The 19,709-nt window shown below is 74.4% G+C and carries 19 protein-coding genes; 9 read left to right on the top strand and 10 right to left on the bottom strand.

Going from position 1 to position 19,709, the window contains the following annotated elements; translation table 11 throughout:
• Nucleotides 1-17: 17 nt before the first annotated feature.
• The 6 genes from NOCA_RS22600 to NOCA_RS22575 all read right to left on the bottom strand — a co-directional run bounded on the left by NOCA_RS22600 (nucleotide 18) and on the right by NOCA_RS22575 (nucleotide 9,969).
• A complete protein-coding gene (locus NOCA_RS22600; protein WP_011757602.1) occupies nucleotides 18-1,148 on the bottom strand; it encodes an enolase C-terminal domain-like protein in 1,131 nt (376 codons plus the stop codon).
• Nucleotides 1,145-2,926 carry a thiamine pyrophosphate-requiring protein gene (locus NOCA_RS22595; RefSeq protein WP_011757601.1) on the bottom strand — a complete coding sequence of 594 codons (1,782 nt, stop codon included), beginning with the start codon at nucleotides 2,924-2,926 and terminating at the stop codon, nucleotides 1,145-1,147. The genes NOCA_RS22600 and NOCA_RS22595 overlap by 4 nt, the downstream gene beginning before the upstream one ends.
• Complete coding sequence (locus NOCA_RS22590) at nucleotides 2,923-5,925, bottom strand: FAD-binding and (Fe-S)-binding domain-containing protein (RefSeq protein ID WP_011757600.1); 3,003 nt, start codon at nucleotides 5,923-5,925, stop codon at nucleotides 2,923-2,925. Before NOCA_RS22590 ends, NOCA_RS22595 begins: the two co-directional genes overlap by 4 nt.
• Nucleotides 5,922-6,929: an SDR family oxidoreductase gene (locus NOCA_RS22585; protein WP_011757599.1), complete on the bottom strand. Its 1,008-nt coding sequence runs from the start codon at nucleotides 6,927-6,929 to the stop codon at nucleotides 5,922-5,924. The genes NOCA_RS22590 and NOCA_RS22585 overlap by 4 nt, the downstream gene beginning before the upstream one ends.
• Before the next feature lie 231 nt (nucleotides 6,930-7,160).
• The gene (locus NOCA_RS22580; RefSeq protein ID WP_011757598.1) at nucleotides 7,161-7,637 is read right to left on the bottom strand and encodes a hypothetical protein; all 477 of its coding nucleotides are present in this window, start codon (nucleotides 7,635-7,637) and stop codon (nucleotides 7,161-7,163) included.
• Between the two features lies 1 nt (nucleotide 7,638).
• Nucleotides 7,639-9,969: a molybdopterin oxidoreductase family protein gene (locus tag NOCA_RS22575; RefSeq protein ID WP_011757597.1), complete on the bottom strand. Its 2,331-nt coding sequence runs from the start codon at nucleotides 9,967-9,969 to the stop codon at nucleotides 7,639-7,641.
• Nucleotides 9,970-10,024: 55 nt separating this feature from the next.
• Here NOCA_RS22575 and NOCA_RS22570 point away from each other — a divergent pair, with 55 nt between their 5' ends.
• Nucleotides 10,025-10,510, top strand: a complete 486-nt coding sequence (locus NOCA_RS22570) for a MarR family winged helix-turn-helix transcriptional regulator (protein WP_041546831.1) — start codon at nucleotides 10,025-10,027, stop codon at nucleotides 10,508-10,510.
• On the opposite strand, the gene NOCA_RS22565 is transcribed toward NOCA_RS22570, so the two are convergent.
• Nucleotides 10,498-11,517: a SulP family inorganic anion transporter gene (locus NOCA_RS22565; protein WP_049774449.1), complete on the bottom strand. Its 1,020-nt coding sequence runs from the start codon at nucleotides 11,515-11,517 to the stop codon at nucleotides 10,498-10,500. The genes NOCA_RS22570 and NOCA_RS22565 overlap by 13 nt on opposite strands.
• Entirely contained in the window at nucleotides 11,517-11,849 is a 333-nt protein-coding gene (locus NOCA_RS22560; RefSeq protein WP_041546830.1) for an ArsR/SmtB family transcription factor, read from the bottom strand. Before NOCA_RS22560 ends, NOCA_RS22565 begins: the two co-directional genes overlap by 1 nt.
• Nucleotides 11,850-11,984: 135 nt before the next feature.
• On the opposite strand from NOCA_RS22560, the gene NOCA_RS22555 reads away from it, so the two are divergent.
• The 6 genes from NOCA_RS22555 (at nucleotide 11,985) to NOCA_RS22530 (ending at nucleotide 16,978) form a co-directional block, all read left to right on the top strand.
• Nucleotides 11,985-13,829 (top strand): phosphoenolpyruvate carboxykinase (GTP), encoded by a 1,845-nt coding sequence (locus NOCA_RS22555; protein ID WP_011757594.1) that lies wholly within the window; start codon nucleotides 11,985-11,987, stop codon nucleotides 13,827-13,829.
• 151 nt (nucleotides 13,830-13,980) lie between these two features.
• Nucleotides 13,981-14,292 carry a hypothetical protein gene (locus tag NOCA_RS22550; RefSeq protein WP_011757593.1) on the top strand — a complete coding sequence of 104 codons (312 nt, stop codon included), beginning with the start codon at nucleotides 13,981-13,983 and terminating at the stop codon, nucleotides 14,290-14,292.
• Nucleotides 14,289-15,503, top strand: coding sequence for a hypothetical protein (locus tag NOCA_RS22545; RefSeq protein WP_011757592.1), 1,215 nt, complete (start codon nucleotides 14,289-14,291; stop codon nucleotides 15,501-15,503). The genes NOCA_RS22550 and NOCA_RS22545 overlap by 4 nt, the downstream gene beginning before the upstream one ends.
• A 12-nt stretch (nucleotides 15,504-15,515) precedes the next feature.
• Nucleotides 15,516-15,866, top strand: coding sequence for a hypothetical protein (locus NOCA_RS22540; RefSeq protein WP_140404063.1), 351 nt, complete (start codon nucleotides 15,516-15,518; stop codon nucleotides 15,864-15,866).
• On the top strand, nucleotides 15,856-16,323 hold the full coding sequence (locus tag NOCA_RS22535; protein WP_041546829.1) for a hypothetical protein: 468 nt from the start codon (nucleotides 15,856-15,858) through the stop codon (nucleotides 16,321-16,323). The genes NOCA_RS22540 and NOCA_RS22535 overlap by 11 nt, the downstream gene beginning before the upstream one ends.
• Nucleotides 16,313-16,978: a hypothetical protein gene (locus NOCA_RS22530; RefSeq protein ID WP_011757589.1), complete on the top strand. Its 666-nt coding sequence runs from the start codon at nucleotides 16,313-16,315 to the stop codon at nucleotides 16,976-16,978. The genes NOCA_RS22535 and NOCA_RS22530 overlap by 11 nt, the downstream gene beginning before the upstream one ends.
• A gap of 69 nt (nucleotides 16,979-17,047) precedes the next feature.
• Here the strand turns inward: NOCA_RS22530 and NOCA_RS22525 are convergent, their stop codons facing one another.
• The gene (locus NOCA_RS22525; protein ID WP_011757588.1) at nucleotides 17,048-17,488 is read right to left on the bottom strand and encodes a TY-Chap domain-containing protein; all 441 of its coding nucleotides are present in this window, start codon (nucleotides 17,486-17,488) and stop codon (nucleotides 17,048-17,050) included.
• Nucleotides 17,489-17,581: 93 nt separating this feature from the next.
• Nucleotides 17,582-17,743, bottom strand: coding sequence for a hypothetical protein (locus NOCA_RS27690; protein ID WP_158305694.1), 162 nt, complete (start codon nucleotides 17,741-17,743; stop codon nucleotides 17,582-17,584).
• Nucleotides 17,744-17,826: 83 nt separating this feature from the next.
• Here NOCA_RS27690 and galE point away from each other — a divergent pair, with 83 nt between their 5' ends.
• Both galE and NOCA_RS22515 read left to right on the top strand, forming a co-directional pair.
• Nucleotides 17,827-18,831 carry a UDP-glucose 4-epimerase GalE gene (galE, locus tag NOCA_RS22520; RefSeq protein WP_011757587.1) on the top strand — a complete coding sequence of 335 codons (1,005 nt, stop codon included), beginning with the start codon at nucleotides 17,827-17,829 and terminating at the stop codon, nucleotides 18,829-18,831.
• Nucleotides 18,831-19,610, top strand: a complete 780-nt coding sequence (locus tag NOCA_RS22515) for an N-acetylmuramoyl-L-alanine amidase family protein (RefSeq protein WP_011757586.1) — start codon at nucleotides 18,831-18,833, stop codon at nucleotides 19,608-19,610. Before galE ends, NOCA_RS22515 begins: the two co-directional genes overlap by 1 nt.
• The last annotated feature ends 99 nt before the right edge of the window (nucleotides 19,611-19,709 follow it).

The following is a 19,709-nucleotide window of genomic DNA, read 5'->3' as shown; positions in this document are numbered from 1 at the left end:
CGCTCTCCTTCCGCGGGTCAGGCGACCCGGTAGCGCTCGGCGGCCGCGGCGCGCAGCCGCAGGCCGTGGCCGGGTCCGTCGGCGACGGTGAGGGTGCCGCCGAGCGGATCGGCGTACCCCTCGACCAGCTCGCGGACGATCCGGACGTGGTCGTGGAACCACTCCAGGTGCCGCAGCCGCGGGGTCACGGCCGCGACCGGGACGGTGAGGTACGGCGCGCAGTGGCCCGAGACGTCCACGCCGTGCGCGGCGGCCAGCGCCACCGCCTGCCGCCACCCGGTGTAGCCGCCGCAGCGGGTCACGTCGACCTGCAGGCAGTCCACGACCGGCAGCAGCCGGGCGAACGCGGCCGGGTCGTCGGCGTACTCCCCGGCGGCGACGTCGGCGTCGACCGCGGCCCGCACCGCGGCGAGCCCGGGCAGGTCCTCGGAGCTCACCGGCTCCTCGAACCAGGTGACGCCCAGCGCGTCCAGGTCGCGGCCCACCCGGCGCGCCTGGCCGGGGGAGTAGCCGCCGTTGGCGTCCACGAAGACCTGCGTGCCCGGGCCGGTCGTGTCGACGAGGTCGCGGACCAGGGCGGTGCGGTCGAGGTCGCGCCGCTCGCGGCGACCCCAGGACTCGCCGACCTTGATCTTCACCGCGGGCAGCCCGAGCGCCAGCCAGCCGCGGACCTGGCTGCGCAGGCGGTCGTCGTCGTACGTCGTGAAGCCGCCGCTGCCGTAGACCGGCACCGGCGTCGCCGCGTCCCCCCACCAGCGGTGCAGCGGCAGGTCGAGCAGCCGGGCGCCGAGGTCCCACAGCGCGATGTCGACCGCCGAGACCGCCATCGCGACCAGGCCGCCGCGGCCGGCGTTGCGGACCGCGCGCAGCATCGCCTCCTGGGCCGCGGCCGGGGCCAGCGCGTCGCGGCCGAGCACCACCGGGGACAGCAGCTCGTCGACGACGGCGGCCGCGGCGGCCGGCGCCCAGGTCCAGCCGGTGCCGACCTCGCCGCCGGCGCGGGCGTGCACGACGACCATCGTGGTGTGGTCCCAGGCCAGCGTGCCGTCGCCCTCGGGGGCGTCGGTCGCGACGGTGTACGCCGCGGCCTCGAGGGCCGTGACGCAGGGCCCGTCCTCGGTGCGGGCGTCAGGGAGGGGGTCGCTCAATGCAGCAGCTCCTGGGCCTTGGTCCTGATGCCCTCCTTCATCACGCCCCAGCGGCTGGTGTCGCCCTTGATCAGCGCCTTGGCCATCGCGGTCATCTGCTCGAGGGTGGCGTGCGGCGGGATCGGCGGCACGTCGGGGTCGCAGTGCACGTCGAGCAGGTGCGGGCGGTCCGAGGACAGCGCGACCTGCCACGCGTCGGCGAGCTGGTCGGGGTCGGTCACGGTCGTCGCGCCCAGGCCGCACGAGCGCGCGAAGTCGGCGTACGAGACGTCCGGCAGCGCCTGGGACTCCACGAAGGTGGGCGTCCCGCCCATCGCGCGCAGCTCCCAGGTGACCTGGTTGAGGTCGTTGTTGTGGAGTACGGCGACCACCAGCCGCGGGTCGGCCCACTCCGGCCAGTAGCGGGCGATCGTGAGCAGCTCGGCCAGCCCGTTCATCTGCATCGCGCCGTCGCCCTCGAAGGCGATCGCGGGCCGGTCGGGGTGGGCGAACTTGGCGCCGATCGCGTACGGCACCGCCGGGCCCATCGTCGCGAGCGTGCCCGACAGCGAGCCGCGCATCCGGCCGCGCATCTTGACGTGCCGGGCGTACCAGTTCGCGGCCGAGCCGCTGTCGGAGGAGATGATCGCGTCGGTCGGCGCGACCTTCGAGAACTCGTTGAAGATCCGCATCGGGTTGACCGGGTCGGCCGCGACGTGGGCCTCGGCGTCCATCACCTCCCACCAGTCGGTGACGTTCGCGCAGATCTCGTCGTGCCAGGAGCGGTCCTGCTGCTTCTCCAGCAGCGGGATCAGCGCGCGCAGCGTGGCCTGCGCGTCGCCGACGAGGTTGACCTCGTAGGGGTAGCGCATCCCGATCATCGTGCCGTCGAGGTCGATCTGCACGGCACGGGCCTGGTCCAGCTCCGGCATGAACTGCGTGTAGGGGAAGCTCGAGCCGACGGTCAGCAGCGTGTCGCAGCCCATCATCAGCTCGTAGCTCGGGCGGGTGCCGAGCAGGCCGATCGAGCCGGTCACCCAGGGCAGCTCGTCGCTGAGCACGTCCTTGCCGAGCAGCGCCTTCGCGACCCCGGCGCCCAGCAGGTCCACCACCTCGGCGATCTCGGCGTCCGCGCCGCGGGCGCCCTGGCCGACCAGCAGCGCGACCTTGCGGCCGGAGTTCAAGACGTCGGCGGCCTGGCGCAGCGCCGCGGGGTCCGGGGTGACCGTGGGCCGCTGGGTCGGGGTGAGGCTGGAGGGCACCATCTTGAACGCGTGCTGCGGGGCGGCGTACTCCAGCTCCTGGACGTCGTTGGGCACGATGATCGCGGTCGGCGCGCGGCGGGCGGTCGCGACCCGGATCGCCCGGTCCAGCACGTTCGGCAGCTGCTCGGGGACGGTCACCATCTGCACGTAGTCGCCGGCGACGTCCTTGAACAGGCTGATCAGGTCGACCTCCTGCTGGTAGCTGCCGCCCATCGCGGTGCGGTTGGTCTGCCCGACGATCGCCACCACGGGGACGTGGTCTAGCTTCGCGTCGTAGAGGCCGTTGAGCAGGTGGATCGCGCCGGGCCCGGAGGTCGCCATGCAGACGCCGGGGCGGCCGGAGAACTTCGCGTAGCCCACCGCCTGGAACGCGCTCATCTCCTCGTGGCGGGACTGGATGAAGCGCGGCTGGTCGTCGGCGCGGGAGAACGCGCCGAGGATCCCGTTGATCCCGTCGCCGGGATAGCCGAAGACCTGCGCCACCCCCCACTCCCGCAGGCGGGCGAGCAGCTGGTCGGCCACGGTCGTCGTCATCTCGTGCTCCCTTCGGATCGTTCTTCGGGTCGTGCCGTGCGGTCGGTCGGGGTGGCCGTCTGCCCGTCGAGCAGGCGGGCCAGCAGCTGGGCCAGGTGCACGCCCTCGTTGCCCCCGCTGTCGAGCTCGTGGATCTGGGTGCGGCAGGAGAAGCCGTCGGCGAGCACGACGGTGGCCGGGTCGCGCGGGTCGACCTCGCGGAGCCGGGGCAGCAGCACCTGCTCGGCGCACGCCGCACTGACCTCGCCGTGGCCGGCGGTGAAGCCGAAGTTGCCGGCCAGGCCGCAGCAGCCGGACTCGAGCTGCTCGACGTCGGCGCCGGCGTGCTCGAGCAGGGTGCGGTCGGCGTCCCAGCCGAGCACGGCGTGCTGGTGGCAGTGCACCTGCGCGAGCGCGCTCACCCCGCCGGCGTACGGCGGCTCCCAGCCGTCGGTGTGCTCGGTGAGCAGCTCGGCCAGGGTCACGGTGTGGTCGCGCACCCGCTTCGCGTCCCGGTCCTCGGGCATCAGCTCGACGGCGTCCGAGCGCAGCACCGAGGTGCAGCTGGGCTCCAGGCCGAGCACCAGGCCCCCGGCGCGCACGTGCGGCGCGAGCTCGGCGATCGTGTGCCGGACCCGCATCCGGGCCACCCCGAGCTGCCCGGTGGAGATCCAGGTCAGCCCGCAGCACACCGGCCGCTGCGGCATCGTCACGCCCCAGCCGGCGCTCTCCAGCACCCGCACGGCCGCGATGCCGACCTCGGGGTGGAAGTGGTTGGTGAACGTGTCCGGCCACAGCAGCACGGTGCCGCGGGCGCCCGCGCCGGGCGCGGGGGTGTGCCCGGCGAGCCAGCGCTGCAGCGATTGTCTGGCGAACCGCGGCACCTCCCGGTCCTCCAGGCCGGCCAGCCGGGTGCCGGCGCGGCGCAGCGGCCGGACCCCGGCGACGGCGTTGACCACCGGCGCCAGCCGAAGCCGGTCGACCAGCATCGCCGCCGTCGGCAGCCAGCCGGTGGCGTAGTCGGCGCGCGGGCGCAGCCGGTGCCGGTAGTGGTGGTAGAGGAACTCGGCCTTGTAGGTCGCCATGTCCACGTGCGCCGGGCAGTCGGACTTGCAGCCCTTGCAGGCCAGGCACAGGTCGAGCGCCTCGCGCACCTCGGTCGAGCGCCAGCCGTCGGTGATCGTGCCGTCGCCGTGGCCGTCCATCATCTCGAACAGCAGCCGGGCCCGGCCCCGCGTGGAGTGCTGCTCCTCGCGGGTCGCCTGGTACGACGGGCACATCACCGTGCCGCCGTCGTGGTCGAGCTGGCGGCACTTGCCGACGCCGACGCAGCGGTTGGCCGCTTGGGCGAACGAGTGGCCGTCCTCGGGGAACCCGAACGCCAGCGGCAGCAGCCGCTTCGGCTCCCAGTGGCCGCCCAGCCGCAGGTGCGCGTCCAGCGGGGCCGGGTGGACGACCTTGCCGGGGTTCATCAGGTCGTCGGGGTCGAAGAGCGCCTTGACCTCCTCGAACAGCCCGACCACCTCCGCGCCGAACATCTTGGGCAGCAGCTCCCCGCGGGTCTGCCCGTCGCCGTGCTCGCCGGACAGCGAGCCGCCGTACGAGACCACCAGGTCGGCGGCGCGCTCGAGGAACCGCCGGTAGGTCGCGACCCCCTCGGTCGTGTAGAGGTCGAACGGGATCCGGGTGTGCACGCAGCCCTGCCCGAAGTGGCCGTAGAGGCTGGGGCCGACGTCGCTGGCGTAGCCGAACTCCTCGTAGAGCCGGCGCACGTCGCGCAGGTAGTCGCCGAGCCGGTCGACGGGTACGGCGGCGTCCTCCCAGCCCTCGAAGGTGTCCGGCCGGTGCGGGACGTGGGCGGTCGCGCCGAGCCCGGACTCGCGGACCAGCCACAGCTCGTGCTCGCGGTCGGGGTCGTCGTAGAACGCGACGTCCGGGGCGTGGTCGGTCCGGCCGAGCGCGGCGAGCATCGCCTCGGCGCGGCGATCGGACTCATCGGTGTCGGCGCCGCCCATCTGCACCATCAGGAAGCCGCTGCCCCGCGGCAGCATGTCCAGCGCCTCGGGGTTCATCCCCTTGAGCTGCTGGTCGCGCAGCAGGAAGTCGTCGACCCCCTCGAGCGCGATCGGCTCGTGCTCGACGACCGACGGCACGGCATCGGCGGCCGCGGCGATGCCGGGATAGCCGAGCACCACCAGGGTCCGCGCCGGGACTACCGGCACCAGCTCCAGCTCGGCGCGCAGCACCGTCACCAGCGTCGCCTCGCTGCCGACCAGGAAGCCGGCCACGTCGAAGCCGTGCTCGGACAGCAGCGAGTCCAGGTTGTAGCCGGAGACGCGGCGCGGGATGTCCGGGTAGCGCTCGCGGATCAGGTCCGCGTGGTCGTCGCGGAGCCGGCGCAGCCGCCGGTGGATCTCCCCGACCCGGCCGGGCCGCGCCGCGGCCTCGGCGTACTGCTCGTCGGTGAGCGGTGCGGCGGTGAACCGGGTCCCGTCGTGGAGCAGCACGTCGAGGGAGGCGACGTTGTCGACGACCTTGCCGGTGCGCTGCGCGGTGGCGCCGCAGGAGTTGTTGCCGATCATCCCGCCGAGCGTGCAGTTGGGGTGGGTCGCCGGCTCGGGGCCGAACCGCAGCCCGGTCGGTGCCAGCTGGGCGTTCAGGTCGTCCAGGACGATGCCGGGCTCGACCACGCAGCGCCGGTTCGCGGCGTCGACCGAGAGCAGCCGGTGGCAGTACTTCGAGAAGTCGAGGACCACCGCCGCGTTCGTGCACTGCCCGGCCAGGCTGGTGCCGCCACCGCGGGAGACCACCGGCAGGCCGAGCTCGTGGCAGACCGCGATCGCCTCGACCGCGGCCTCGATCGTGTGCGGCACGACCACGCCGAGCGGCACCTGGCGGAAGTTCGAGGCGTCGGTGGAGTACGCCGCCCGGCTGCCCGGGTCGAACCGGACCTCGCCGTCGACCCGGTCGGCGAGGGTGAGCGCCGCGCGGCCCAGGTCGGGGACGGCGGTCGCCGTCACGAGGCCCGCCTGCGGGCGAGCGCGCCGGCCAGCGCGATCCCGCCGGCGGCGGCTGCGCCGAGCAGTCCGTGGTGCTGGGAGGCCCACACCTGCGGCGAGCGGCGGTGCGAGCGGGCGTCGAAGTCGCCGTGCGCGCCGAAGTCCGCGCCGGCCGCGCCGTCGGCCGGCGCCCACAGGTTCTCGGGCTGGTCGGGGTCGCGGCGCCGGTCGGCCTGCTGGCTCTTGAAGCCGGTGCGGGCCAGGTAGCGGTCCAGCAACCCCGGGGCGACGGCGTTCGCGAGCAGGGTGAGCGCCGTGGTCTCCCCGACCCAGTACTCGCGCCGGCTCGGGTGGTCGGCGGCGTACACGACCGCGTCCGCGGCCAACTCGGGCTGGTAGATCGGCGGCACCGGCCGCGCGTGCCGCGGCAGCCGGGAGCGCACCCAGTCGAACTGCGGGGTGTTCACCGCCGGCATCTGCACCATCGTCACGTGCACCCGGCTGCCGTCGTGCAGCAGCTCGGTGCGCAGCGACTCGTGGAACCCCTGGATCGCGTGCTTGGCGCCGCAGTACGCCGACTGCAGCGGGATGCCCCGGTAGGCCAGCGCCGAGCCGACCTGGACGATCGTGCCGCGGTCGCGGGCCGTCATCCGGCGCAGCGCGCTGCGGGTGCCGTTGACGTAGCCGAGGTAGCTGACCTCGGTCACCCGGGCGAACTCCTCGGGCGCGATGTCCACGAACCGCGCGAACACCGAGGTGAACGCGACGTTGACCCACACCTCGATCGGGCCGAGCTCGGCCTCGATCCGGAGTGCGGCCGCCTCGACCGCGGCCGCGTCGGCCATGTCGACCTCGACCGGCAGCGCCCGGACGCCGGCGTCGGTCGCCTCGGCGGCGGCCGCCTCCAGCCCGGTCTCCCCGCGGGCCAGCAGCGCCACGTCGTCGCCGCGGGCCGCGAACGCCCGGGCGCAGGCCCGGCCGATGCCGCCGCTCGCGCCGGTCACCACGACCACGCGGCCGGTCATCTGATCACCTCGTTCGTCGGCTCAGCTGCTCTCGTCATCGATTCCTCCGCGCTGCTGGTTTGCGTGGTTGCCCGCTCGGCCCTGGTGGGCGGTGGGCTGTCCACGTGGTCGGGCCGGGTGGAGGTGGATGGGGCACCGCCGGCCCGGGGTTGGCGGCCCGGGGTTGGCGGGCGCGGCTCGGCGCTGGTGGGCGGTGGGCTGTCCACGTGGTCGGGCCGATCACGTGGCCGGTCACGGCGCCACGATCAGGGCCTGCGGCGCCGCGACCTTCATCCGGGTGTCCAGCCAGGCGATCTGGCGGGCGGCCTCGGCGCCGCTGTCCTGGGCGATCTGGAGCAGCTCGCGGTCGCGCAGCCCCTGCGCACCCTGGGCGATCACCATCCAGGTCGACTGCACCAGGGAGGCCAGCACATGCAGATCCTGCAGGTCGCGCAGCAGCCCGACCTCGCCCTCCCGGGCCTGGGCCAGGCCGGCCGCGTGCAGCCGCTCCGGCTCGTCGACGCCCTCCCGGTCACCCGCCTGCTCGCCGTACCGGTCGATGACCGGCGCCAGCGCCTCGCGGTGCCGGTCGCACCAACCGGCCAGCAGCCGGCAGGTGTGGAACACGTCGGCCACGTGGGCGTGGCCCTCCGCGATCGCGCGGAACGAGTCGGCGAGCGTCCGCTCGCTGTGGTCGGCCAGGCCGACGTACGTCGCCAGGTGCGGCATCTCAGCCCTCCTCTCCCGTGCCGGCGCCGAGGCGGGTGACCCGGCACGCAGCGGTCTTGAACGTGGGCTGCTTGGACACCGGGTCCCAGACGGTCATCGTCAGCTCGTTGGCGGGGTGGTCGCCGTAGTGGAACGGCACGAACACCGCCCCCTCGGTCACCTCGGTGACCCGGGCCGGCACGTCGACGCTGCCGCGCGGCGACTCCAGCCGGACCAGGTCGCCGTCGGCGATCCCGAGCCGCTGGGAGTCGGCCGGGGCGAGCTCCACCCACGCGTGCGGGGCGCACGCGTCGAGCGGCCGGGACCGGGCGGTCTTGGTGCGGGTGTGGAACTGGTAGACGGTGCGGCCGGTGGTCAGCCGGAACGGATACTCCGCGCTGGGCTCCTCGTGCGGCGGGGAGTACGGCGCGCCCTTGAGGAACGCGCGCCCCGCCGGCGCCTGGGCCCGGTGCTCCTGCTCGGTGACGGTCGCGCCCGTGGTCAGGTCGTGGCCGAAGGTCTCGCACTGCTCGGTGTGGGTGGGGAACTGCGCGTCGGCGTACAGCCGCTCGACGCCGAGCGGCCACTGCACGCCGGTGGGCCCGCTCAGCAGCTCGTAGGTGATGCCGGTGTAGTCGCAGGGGCGGCCGCGGGTCGCCGCCGACCAGTGCGCGAAGGTCTCCTCGGGGGTACGCCAGGTGATCAGCGGCCCGCCGTCCTGGTCCTCGAACCCCATGGCGTCGGCGTAGGCCAGGAAGATGTCCAGGTCGCTGCGCGCCTCGCCGGGCGGGTCGACGGCCTGTTGCGAGAGGTGCACGGTGCGGTCGACGTTGGTGAAGCAGCCGGTCTTCTCGCCCCACCCGGCCGCGGGCAGCACCACGTCGGCGAGCTGCGCGGTCTCGGTCAGGAACAGGTCCTGCACGACCACGAAGCACTGGTCGCCGGACAGGATGCTCCTGATCCGCTCGGTCTCCGGCATCGACACGGCCGGGTTGGTCGCGGAGATCCACAGCAGCCCGACGGTGCCGGCCTGGGCGTAGGAGAAGATCTGCATCGCGTGGGTCGGCGGCGCCCAGTGCGGGATCGTCATCGGGTCGACGTTCCAGTGGTCGGCGAGCTCCTGGACGTGCGTCGGGTTGTCCCAGTTGCGGAACCCGGTCAGGTCGCCGTCGGCGCCGGTCTCGCGGTTGTTCTGCGCGGTCGGCTGGCCGTTCATCTGCAGCAGCCCGGCCCCCGGGCGGCCGATCATGCCGCGCAGCAGGTGCAGGTTGTTGACCGCCACGGACGCGGCCGTCGCCTGGTGGGACTGGTAGAAGCCCTGCAGCACCGTGGAGAGGACCGCCTCGGACTCCCCGAAGATCCGCGCCGCCCGGCGTACCTCGTCGGGGTCGACGCCGCAGATCTCCGCCGCCTGCTCGGGGGTGTACGGCGCGACCGCGGCGCGCAGGCCCTCGAGCCCGATCGTGTGCGCGTCCACCCAGGCGTGGTCGACCCACGCGTCGTGCTCGAGCAGCTCGCGGATCAGGGCGTTCATCAGCGCCAGGTTGGTGCCCACTTTCGGGGCCAGGTGGACGCCGCCGGTGCGCTCGGCCTCGGCGGCGACCGCGGTGCGGCGCGGGTCGACGCAGACGACCTTCGGCGGGTCCTCGCCGCGGGTGCGGTCCAGGATCCGCGACCACAGCACGGTCTGGGTCTCGGCCATGTTGTGGCCGTAGAGGAACAGCGCGTCGCAGTGCTCGATGTCCTCGTAGGATCCCGGCTGGCCGTCGGCGCCGAAGGACTCCTTGAGCGCGGCCGCGGCGGTCGCGGTGCAGAGCCGGGTGTTGCCGTCCATGTGCGGGGTGCCGAGCCCGGCCTTCCCGATCACCGCGAGCGTGTAGTACTCCTCGAGGAACAGCTGGCCGCTGGTGTAGAAGCCGTGGCTGAGCGGGCCCTGCTCCTCGAGCAGCTGCTTCGAGCGGGCCACGATCCGGCCCATCGCGGTGTCCCAGTCGGTCTCGACCAGCTCGCCGTGCTCGCGGACCAGCGGCGTGGTGAGCCGGTCGGGGGAGTGCGACCACGGCGTACTGCCGTAGAGGCCCTTGGGGCCGAGCCGGCCGTGGTTGACCCGGTCGGTCTCCCGGCCGCGGACGCCGACCATCTTCCCGTCCTTGACGGCGATGTCGACGCCGCAGCCGTTGCTGCACAGCAGGCACGCCGAGGCGACCCAGGAGTCCACCTGGTCCTCGGCCAGGCCGTCCTCGAGGTGGAGGTCCACCCGGGTCGGCCACGGGGTGGCGCGGGGGTGCGGCGTGCGCTCTCCCCAGACGTCCTGGGTCCGGTCGGTGCTGGCCTGTTCGGTGTTGGCACTCACCCGGGTCCGGTGCCCCGCCGATCCCGATTCATGCGCTTGCGCATATATTGCCGGGATGGACGCCACCGAGGATCCCGCCGGGGACCCTGTCGACGCGGTGGCGGACGCGTTCGTCACCGCCTCGCGCGCCCTCGTGGGACTGGCCGTCCACTCCATCGGGGTGGGCGCGCCGGAGGTGACGGTCGCGCAGTTCCGGCTCCTGGTGCTGCTCGCGGCGTCGGGGGAGCGGACCGTCGGTGACGTCGCCGAGCACCTCGGCGTCGCCCAGTCCAACGCCAGCCGGCACTGCGACCGGCTGCAGCGGCTCGGCCTGGTCGCCCGCCGCCGGTCCCGCTCGGACGGCCGGGTGGTGCGGGTGCGGCTCACCGACGAGGGGCGGGCGCTGGTCGACGCGGTCGATCGGCGGCGCCGGGGGGAGGTGCACCGGCTCCTGGGCCGGATGACACCCGAGGAGCGGTCCGGGGCGCTGGAGGCGATGCGCGCGTTCAGTCGGGCCGCCGACGAGCTCGGCGAGCGCAGCTGGGTGGTTCAGGCGTGGTGAGGCTCGGAGGTGTCGTGGGTGTGCTGCTCGCGGGCGACGTGCTGGCGGGCGTGGGCGATCGCCTCGGGGGTGGTCGCGAACAGGTGCCGGTCGTGACCCAGCCGGTCGAAGACGCCCAGCTCGCGCAGCACCTTGTCATGGCGCGGCTGCAGGCCGGAGAGCAGCACGGTGATGCCGCGGCCCTCCAGCCGGGCCATCGTGTCGGCGAGCACCGAGGCGCCGGTGGCGTCGATGGTCGAGAGCCGGGACATCCGCAGCACCACCACCCGCACGTCGCTGGCCTCGGACAGCTCGAGGAGGAAGTCGTGTGCGGCCGCGAAGAACAGCGGCCCCTCCATCCCGTAGGCCACGATGTGCTGGTCGAGCAGCCGGCGCTCCTCGTCGGCGTGGGTCGTGTCGTCCGGGCCGTCGGTGCCCTCCTCGAGGGGGACCTCGTCCAGCCGCGCGGCGAGCGCCGTCTGGCGCAACGCGAAGAACCCCGCGACCACCAGCCCGACGATCACGGCGGTGACCAGGTCGACGGCCACGGTCGCGACCGCGGTGACGACCAGGACCGCGGCGTCACCGCGGGTGGCGCGCAGCAGTGCCGCGACGCTGGAGAGCCGGACCATCTGGAAGGCGGTCGCCACCAGGACCCCGGCCAGCGCGGCCAACGGGATCTCGGCGACCCAGCGGGCGGCGACCAGCACCACGGCCAGCAGCACGACCGAGTGGCTCAGCGAGGCGAGCCGGGTGGTGGCGCCGGAGCGGACGTTGACGGCGGTGCGCGCGATCGCCGCGGTGGCGGGGATGCCGCCGAACAGCGCCGCCACCGCGCCGGCCACGATCGCGGTGACCAGGCCCGCGCCGGCGCCCAGGCCCGAGCTGGCGCCGAAGCCGAGCGCGAGCGGCAGCGCCACCAGGCCGACCATCAGGCCGGCGGTCAGGTCCGCGCCCGGGCGGAACGGGCGCCAGTCGGCGGCCTGGGGCAGCAGCTCCGCCACCCCGGCGCCGGTGCGGCCGCCCATCAGGAGGCGCTGGCGGCGAGCTCGGTCCCGAGCTCGCCCTGGACCGCGATCAGGCCCGACAGGATGGTGCGGGCGGCCAGCAGCAGGTCGCGGACCTCGGGGACGCTCACCGAGTACACCACCTCGCTGCCGGTGCGGTGGGACTCGACCATCGACGTACGCCGCAGCACCGCGAGCTGCTGGGACAGGTTGCTCGGCTCGATCTCGATCTGCTCGAGCAGCTCGTGCACCGCGTGGTCGCGCTCCGAGAGCAGCTCGAGGATGCGGATCCGGGCCGGGTGGCCGAGCGTCTTGAACAGCTCGGCCTTGGCCTGGTACAGCGGTACACCCATAGGTGTGGTCTCCCTCCCCCGGAGCCATACATCTCACCTGAAGACTACACAACTTGCACACTTCTTCAAGTCGTGTAGCGTCCCGGGCCATCCGGGATGCGAGCATGGACCCAGTCGAGGACAACGGAGGACCTGGTGGTTGATGTGGTGATGGACCTGGAGAGCGTGCTGGACGCCGCGGGGCTGACGAACCCGCACGTGCGGGAGTACGTCGCCCGCTGGGCCGCGATCACCGGCGCGGAGCGCGTCGAGGTGGTCGACGCGTCCGACGACGCGCGGCTGGTCAAGGAGGCACTCGAGGCCGGGGAGCTGCAGCCGGTCGGCGACGGCTGCTACTACTCGCGCAGCTACTCCAAGGACACGGCCCGCTCCGAGGAGCGGACGATCGTCGCGACCAACGACCCGGCCGACAAGGGCACCTACAACAACTGGCGGCCCGCCGGGGAGATGAAGGAGCTGCTCGAGGGGCTGATGCGCGGCGCCTCGACCGGCAAGACGATGTACGTGATCCCCTACCTGATGGCGCCTCCCGGCTCCCCGATGGAGCGGTTCGCCGCCGGCGTCCAGGTCACCGACTGCCGGCCGGTGGTGCTGCACATGATCCGGATGTCGCGCGTCGGCGTGCACCACATCAACGACCTCGCGGACCCGAACAGCTTCGTCCGCGCCGTGCACGTCACCGGCGACCTGGAGAACCTCGGCCAGGGCACGCCCGACGACCAGCGGTACTTCGTGACCGTCGCCGACGAGCGGACCATCCTCCACTACGGCTCGTCGTACGGCGGCAACGCGCTGCTCGGCAAGATCGCCCACGGCCTGCGCCAGGCGGCGTACGACGGCCAGGCGTCCCGGGAGTTCCTCGCCGAGCAGTTCATGCTGCTCGGGATCATCGACAACGAGACCGGCCAGCGCTTCCACGTCGCCGGCGGCTTCCCCAGCGCCTCCGGCAAGACGAACCTCGCGATGACGCTGGCGCCCGAGGCGCTCGGCGAGCGCTACCGCGTGGAGTTCTACGGCGACGACATCACCTGGCTGTGGATCGACTCCCAGGACGGGCGCCTCTACGGCATGAACCCGGAGTTCGGCGTCTTCGGCGTCGCGAAGGACACCAACGAGTCGACCAACCCGACCGCGCTGGACTCGGTGCGGCCCGGCACCGGCGCGATCTTCACCAACGTCGCCTACAACCCGCGCACCCAGGAGGTGTGGTGGGAGGGGCGCACGCCGGAGCCGCCCTCGGACCTGGACGGCTGGCTGGACTGGAAGGGCGAGCCGATCGCGGCGCGCGCGCCGGGTGACGAGTCGCCGTGGGCGCACCCGAACAGCCGGTTCACCACGACGCTGGCGAACGTGCCGAACGTCGCCGCCGACTTCGAGGAGCCGCGCGGCGTCCCGATCGATGCGATCATCTTCGGCGGCCGGACCCGCGACCGGGAGCCGCTGGTGCGCGCGATCACCGACCTCGCCGAGGGCGTGTACGACGGCCTCACGCTGGGCGCCGAGGCGACCTTCGCCGCCGACGGGGTGGACGGGCAGCTGCGCTACGACCCGATGTCGATGCGGCCGTTCATGTCCTACCCCGAGGCCCGCTACGCCGCCCACTGGCTCGACGTGGTCGGCCGGGCCAGCGACCAGCCGATCTTCGCGCACGTGAACTGGTTCCAGCGCGACCCGGAGGACGGCCACTTCCTGTGGCCCGGCTACCGCGAGAACCTGCGCGCGCTGCTATGGCTGGCCCGGCTCAAGGAGGGCTCGGTCACCGGGGTGCAGACCGCGGTCGGCATCCTGCCCAAGGAGGACGAGCTGCACCTCGCCGACCTCGACCTGCCCGAGGCCGACAAGGAGCGGATCCTCTCCATCGACAAGGACCGCTGGTGCCAGGAGATGGGCTTCCGCGAGACCCACCTCGCCCAGTTCGACGGCCTCCCCGAGGAGATCTGGGAGGCCCACCGGCGGGTCGCCCGCGACCTCGACTGCTGATCCCCGGTCCGAGAATTTTCGATAGTCCCTGACGGAACTGTGGTGTGGGCACGCTCCCACACCACACAAACGTCAGGGACTATCGTTCCGGGGTCCTGGGTTCCGGGGTGGGCGGGTTTGGGGCGCTGCCGGACCGGGCAGTCGTGGGCTCATGGGAGTGCCCGAGGTGGAGGTCCACCCCGACGACCTGAGCCAGGTGGTCGACGTGCTCACGAGCGCGGGGGGCGCGCTGTCCGGCCACGCCGGCGACCTGGCGACCGGCCCGGACGCCGGCCGGTCGACCGGTGAGGTCGGCCGGGCGCTGGCCGCGCTCGGCGCCGCGGTCGCCGCGCTGGGGGCGGAGCTCGGCGCGCTGGCGTCCAGGACCGGTGCGGCGAGCGGCCTGCTCACCGGCACCGACGACCTGATCGGCGCCCGGCTCGACTCCCACCTCGACGGCGGCACGGGGCCGGTCGGGCCGTGAGCGACGTCCTCGACACCCGCGTGTACGGCGACCCCGCGGCCTGCTCGGCCGCGGCCGGCGCCGTCGGCGGGGTGCGGAGGGCGGTGGCGGACGCCGAGTCCGCGGCCGGCAAGGCCCGCTCGCTGGCGAGCTCGTGGCGCGGCCAGGCGGGCGCCGCGTTCGAGGCCCGGGTCGACGCGACCATCACGGACCTGGCCGGGCTCGGCGAGCGGCTCGAGGCGATGCGGTCCGCGCTGGGCGACTTCGCCGGCGAGCTCACCGTCGTTCGGGACCGGATGGCCCACGCCCGGGCCGTGGCCGCCGCGGGCGGCGTGAGCGTCACCGGCACCGACGTACACCGCCCGGTCGCGCCGGAGGTCATGAGCCAGGGCCAGGCCGACGCGTTCACCACCCGGGCCGAGGCCTGGAACGAGGCGGTCGGCATCGCCGAGGCGGCGCGCACCAAGGAGACCGAGGCGCACGACCACCTGCGCGACGGCCTGGACCGGACGACCGGCGACGGCTTCCTCGAGGACCTGCTCGAGCGGCTCGGCCTGCTGCCCGCCGACTTCGCCGACGGCGACGACATCGGGGCCTACCTGCTCGGCCTGGGCGGCCTCGGGTTCGGCGCGGCGACCGGCTACCTGGTCTCCAGCCGCTACGGGATCTTCCAGCCGCGGGTCGCGGGCCGGTTCGCGAGCCCCGCCGGGCTCGACTTCTGGGGCCGGCTGCGGGCCGGCGCGTCCGGCGACAGCTTCCACGCCCGCCCCTACACCGCGGGCGCGCGGGACTGGTGGGGCCGGGCCGGCAAGGTCGGCGGGTACGCCGGCACCGCGCTCACCGGCGGCTTCGCGGCCTGGAACCAGTGGCAGGCCGACGCCGACGACCCGTCGCTGAGCGACGCGAACAAGGCCGGCCGCGCCGGCGCGATGGGTGTGTCCACCGCCGCGGGCGCCTGGGCGGGCGCCGAGGCCGGCGCCTGGGCCGGCGGCGCGATCGGCACCGCGATCTGCCCCGGCATCGGCACCGCCATCGGCGGCGTCGCCGGCGGCCTGGTCGGTGGCGCGGTCGGCGGGTTCGTCGGCAGCGAGGTCGGCCAGGAGGTGATGGGCGCGGTCGGCGACGCCACCGAGGCCACCGTCGACTGGGTCGGCGACGCCGCGGGCGACGTGGGCGACTGGGCCGGCGACACCGGCGGCGACGTCGTCGACGCCGTCACGTTCTGGGACTGAGGAGGAGTGCACGTGGTGACGCCGGTGCTGATGCTGCTCGCCGGGGTGGGCCTGGCCGCCTGGAACCTCTGGCAGCGGCGCGGCCGCACCCCGGCCGCCCGGGCCTGGGCGCGCGGCCTCCAGGGCGACTGGACCCGGCGCTCGGTGCTCGTCGTCCGCCCCCTGATCGCGCTCGTCCTGGTGCTGGGTGCCGTCGTGGCCTGGCGCGAGGACGGCGCGCTCGTGGTGGCGGTGGGGGCGGCGATCGGCGTGTGCCTGCTGCTCCTGGGTGCCTTCCTGGTGCTCCCGATCCCGGTGCCGGGGTTCCTCGAGCCGGGGTGGTGCCGCGAGAGCCGGGCCCGGGGGCGGGCGCATGCCGGGTGAGGGCGGGGCCGGGCTCCTCGACGTGCCGGCCGGGTGGGAGGTCCACGACCGGCCCGCCGAGGGCGCCCTCCTGGTGGTCCGGGAGCCGGCGGGCGCCGACCCGCCGGCGTTCCGCGCCAACCTGGTGGTCACCGCCGTGCCGGTCGGCGGGCTGTCCTTCCGCGACTGGCAGGCCGGCAGCGACGAGATCCTCGCCCGGGCGCTGGAGGACTACCTGCTCGTCGACCTGGAGCGGCTGTCGGTCGGTGGGCGGCCGGGGGGCCGCCGGCTCGCCCACCACGCCGGCCCGCGCGGCGAGGCGCTCACCCTGGAGCAGTGGGTCACCCTGGTCGACGGCGTCGGCCACACCCTGACCGCGACCGTGGCCACCGGCCGGTACGACGAGCTCGCCGACCTGCTCGCCACCGCCGCGGCCAGCTGGCGGCCGGACCCGCTCGGGGGCACCGGTGCGCGTTGACCTCGACCCCGGCTCCGGCGTGCTCCGGCTCGACGACGCCGGGTTCGCCGCGCTCGTGGCCGCGACCGCGCCGGGCCGACCGGCTCCGGCCGCCGAGGTGGTGCCGGCGCTGGCCGCCGTCCTCGCGGACGAGCGGTGGCGGGTCGCGCTCGAGGTCGTCCACGGGGCGATGGCCCGGCTGACCCTGACCGTCGCCGGCCGCGACGCCCGCCTGGTCCACCGCGGGTGGGTCCGCCCCGACGGGTGCACGCTGCTGCTCGCCGTACGCGATGAGGAGCGGCAGCTGGTTCTGCAGCCTCCGGACTTCCTCGCCGCCAGTCTGGTCCGGCTCACCCGGATCGGGCCGCACCGGGTCGACCACGCGCGGTCCCCGGTGCCGCTGGACGCGTGGACCCGCGACCACCTCACCGACCCGGATCCGGCGGTGCGGCAGGCCGCGCTGGCCGCGATCGGGGTGGCCGGGGCCGGGCTCGCGTGGCGGCTCGAGGTCCGCGCCGGCGACCACGAGCAGGACCTCACCGCCGTCGACGGACCGGCCGGGATCCACGTCCACCTCCCCGACCCCGGCGGCGACCTCCTGCTGCCCACGACCAGCACCGCCGTCTTCCGGCTCCTCTCCGCCCTCCTCCCCGCCCTTGCCGACAATTTGCGATAGTCCCTGACGTTTGCGGGGTCTGGGAGCGCTCCCAAACCGCGCAAACGTCAGGGACTATCGTTCCCGGTGTCAGGCTCGGGCGCGGTCGACCCGGACGGCGGCGGGGTCGGTGCCCAGCACCTCCAGCGACCGGGCGCCGAGGGACGCCAGCGCGGGCAGCTCGGCGACGGGCACGGTCCGCCAATAGTTGGGGTACGCCGGCGCGGTGCCGGTCGGGTCCGCGTCGCCGGGGGCCAGCCAGCCGAGCGCCCGCAGCGCGTCGTGCTGCGCGGGCGTCGCCGGCCACTCGCCGCCGAACCGGGTCGCGCCCACGCACTCGGCGTACCCCCACGCCCCGGCCACCCGGACCTGCACGTAGCGGCGGGGCGGCGCCGGGGCCCGCCGCCGCAGCAGCCCGCGCGGCGGGCCGGGCTCGGCCGCCGGCTCGCCGACCACCAGGAACTCGCCGTCGCCGAGCCCCGCGAGCTCCTGGTCGAGCCGGGCCGTGACGTCGGCCCAGGTGGTCGCCATGCGGGGGACGCTACCTCCCAGGGCCGCACGCCCGGGGCCACCCCCAGGCCCCCATGTCCCGGGGATGGCTGGCACCCCGAGGGGGCGCGGCCCTCAGGCGACCGGGTCTTCCGGGGACCAGGTCGGCTCGAACATCCAGGCGCGCCGCGCCTCAGGGTGCAGCTCGATGACGTCGCACCACGACCCGACCAGGGCCAGGCGGTCCGGTGCGTCGTGGTCGGTGCGCCGCCACGACTCCGGCATGGGCTTCGTCATGTGCCTTGTATCGGCTCGAACCGCCGACGACTGAGGTCGCCACCGCTCCGGTCCAGACCGGTGCACGCCCTAAGGTGGGCGCCATGAAGGTTCTCGTCACCGGCGGCGCCGGCTACATCGGCTCGACCACCGCCAAGGCGCTCGAGGAGGCCGGCCACACGCCGGTGATCCTCGACTCGCTGCTCACCGGCCCCCTGGCGTTCGTGCGCGACCGGATCTTCTACGAGGGCGACATCGCCGACCGGGCCCTGGTCCGCCGGGTCTTCGACGAGCACCCCGACATCGACGCCACCATCCACATGGCCGCCCGGATCGTGGTGCCCGAGTCGGTCGAGAAGCCCTACGAGTACTACCGGGACAACGTCGCCAAGTCCCTGGAGCTCTTCGACGAGCTCAACACCCTCGGCAAGGGCCGGGTGCTGTTCTCCTCCTCCGCGTCGATCTACGCCCTCAAGGACGACTTCGAGGTCTCCGAGGGCGACCGGCTCGAGCCGGCCTCGCCGTACGCCCGGACCAAGCGGATGATGGAGGAGGTGCTCCAGGACATGTCGGCGGCGACCGACCTGCGGGCGATCATCCTGCGCTACTTCAACCCGATCGGCTCCGACCCGGACCTGGAGTCCGGCATCTACGCCAAGGAGCCCTCGCACGTGCTCGGCCAGCTGGTGATGGCCGCGCGCGGGCAGAAGGACGCCTTCACGATCACCGGCACCGACCACCCCACCCGCGACGGCACCGGCATCCGCGACTACATCCACGTCTGGGACCTGGCCCGCGCGCACGTCCGCGCGGTCGAGCGGTTCGACGAGGTGATCGACGCCGCCGGCGAGCCCAGCGTGATCATCAACGTCGGCACCGGCTCCGGGGTGACCGTGCGCGAGCTGGTCACCGCGTTCCAGAACGTGTTCGGCCAGGAGGTGCCGGTCCGGGAGGCGCCGCCACGCCCCGGCGACGCGGTGGGGGCGTTCGCGAACGTCGACCGCTCCGGGCGGCTGCTCGACTGGCGCACCGAGCTCTCCCTCGAGGACGCGATCGCCTCGGCGCTGGCGTGGGGCGCGAAGCGCCAGGAGATCCTGGGCTACGAGTGATGCGCGCCCTCGTCCTGCTGGTGGCGGTCCTCCTGCTCGGAGCCGCCACCCCGGCGTACGCCGGGCGGGCCGACGTCACCGGCCTGTCGGGCCCGTCCGGCCGGGCCGCGACGCCGCTGGCGGGCCGCGTGGTGGTGCTGGACCCGGGCCACCAGCTCGGCAACCACAACTTCCCGCGCAAGATCAGCCGGCAGGTGCCGGCGGGCGGCTTCGAGAAGGACTGCAACACCACCGGCACCGCGACCAACGGCGGCTACCCCGAGGCGACCATGGCCTGGCGGGTGACCCGGCTGCTGCAGGCCCGGCTCGAGCGGCTCGGCGCGCAGGTGAAGCTGACCCGCAGCAGCAACCGGCAGGACCGGTGGGGGCCGTGCGTGGACCGGCGCGGCCGGGCCGGCAACCGGGTCGGGGCCGACCTCAAGGTCAGCGTGCACGGCGACGGGTCGTACGCCGCCGGCGCCCGCGGCTTCCACGTGATCGCCCCGACCGACCGGCGCCCGTGGACCCACGACATCTACCGGTCCTCCAAGCGGCTCGCCGTCGACACCCGCGCGGCGCTGCGCCGCCACCGGGTGCCGGTCGCCAACTACATCGCCGGCGGCGACGGCCTGGACTTCCGCGCCGACCTCGGCACCCTCAACCTCTCCGACGTGCCCACCGTGATGGTCGAGCTCGGCAACATGCGCAACCCGCGCGACGCCCACCGGATGACCACCCCCGCCGGCCGCGCGACGTACGCCCGCGCCCTCACCGCCGCGATCCGCGCCTTCCTCCGCTGACCCCGCGCCCGGCGCCGGACCGATCCCGGGGCAGTTCGCCTGGACACCCCTCCGGGTGAGCGGGCCGGTACGGCGATGCCGCCCGAACTGCCCCGCGAA

Origin of the sequence: Nocardioides sp. JS614, from assembly GCF_000015265.1 — a bacterium.
Taxonomy (GTDB): Bacteria; Actinomycetota; Actinomycetes; order Propionibacteriales; family Nocardioidaceae; genus Nocardioides.
This window is presented reverse-complemented; position numbering and strand designations above follow the sequence as displayed.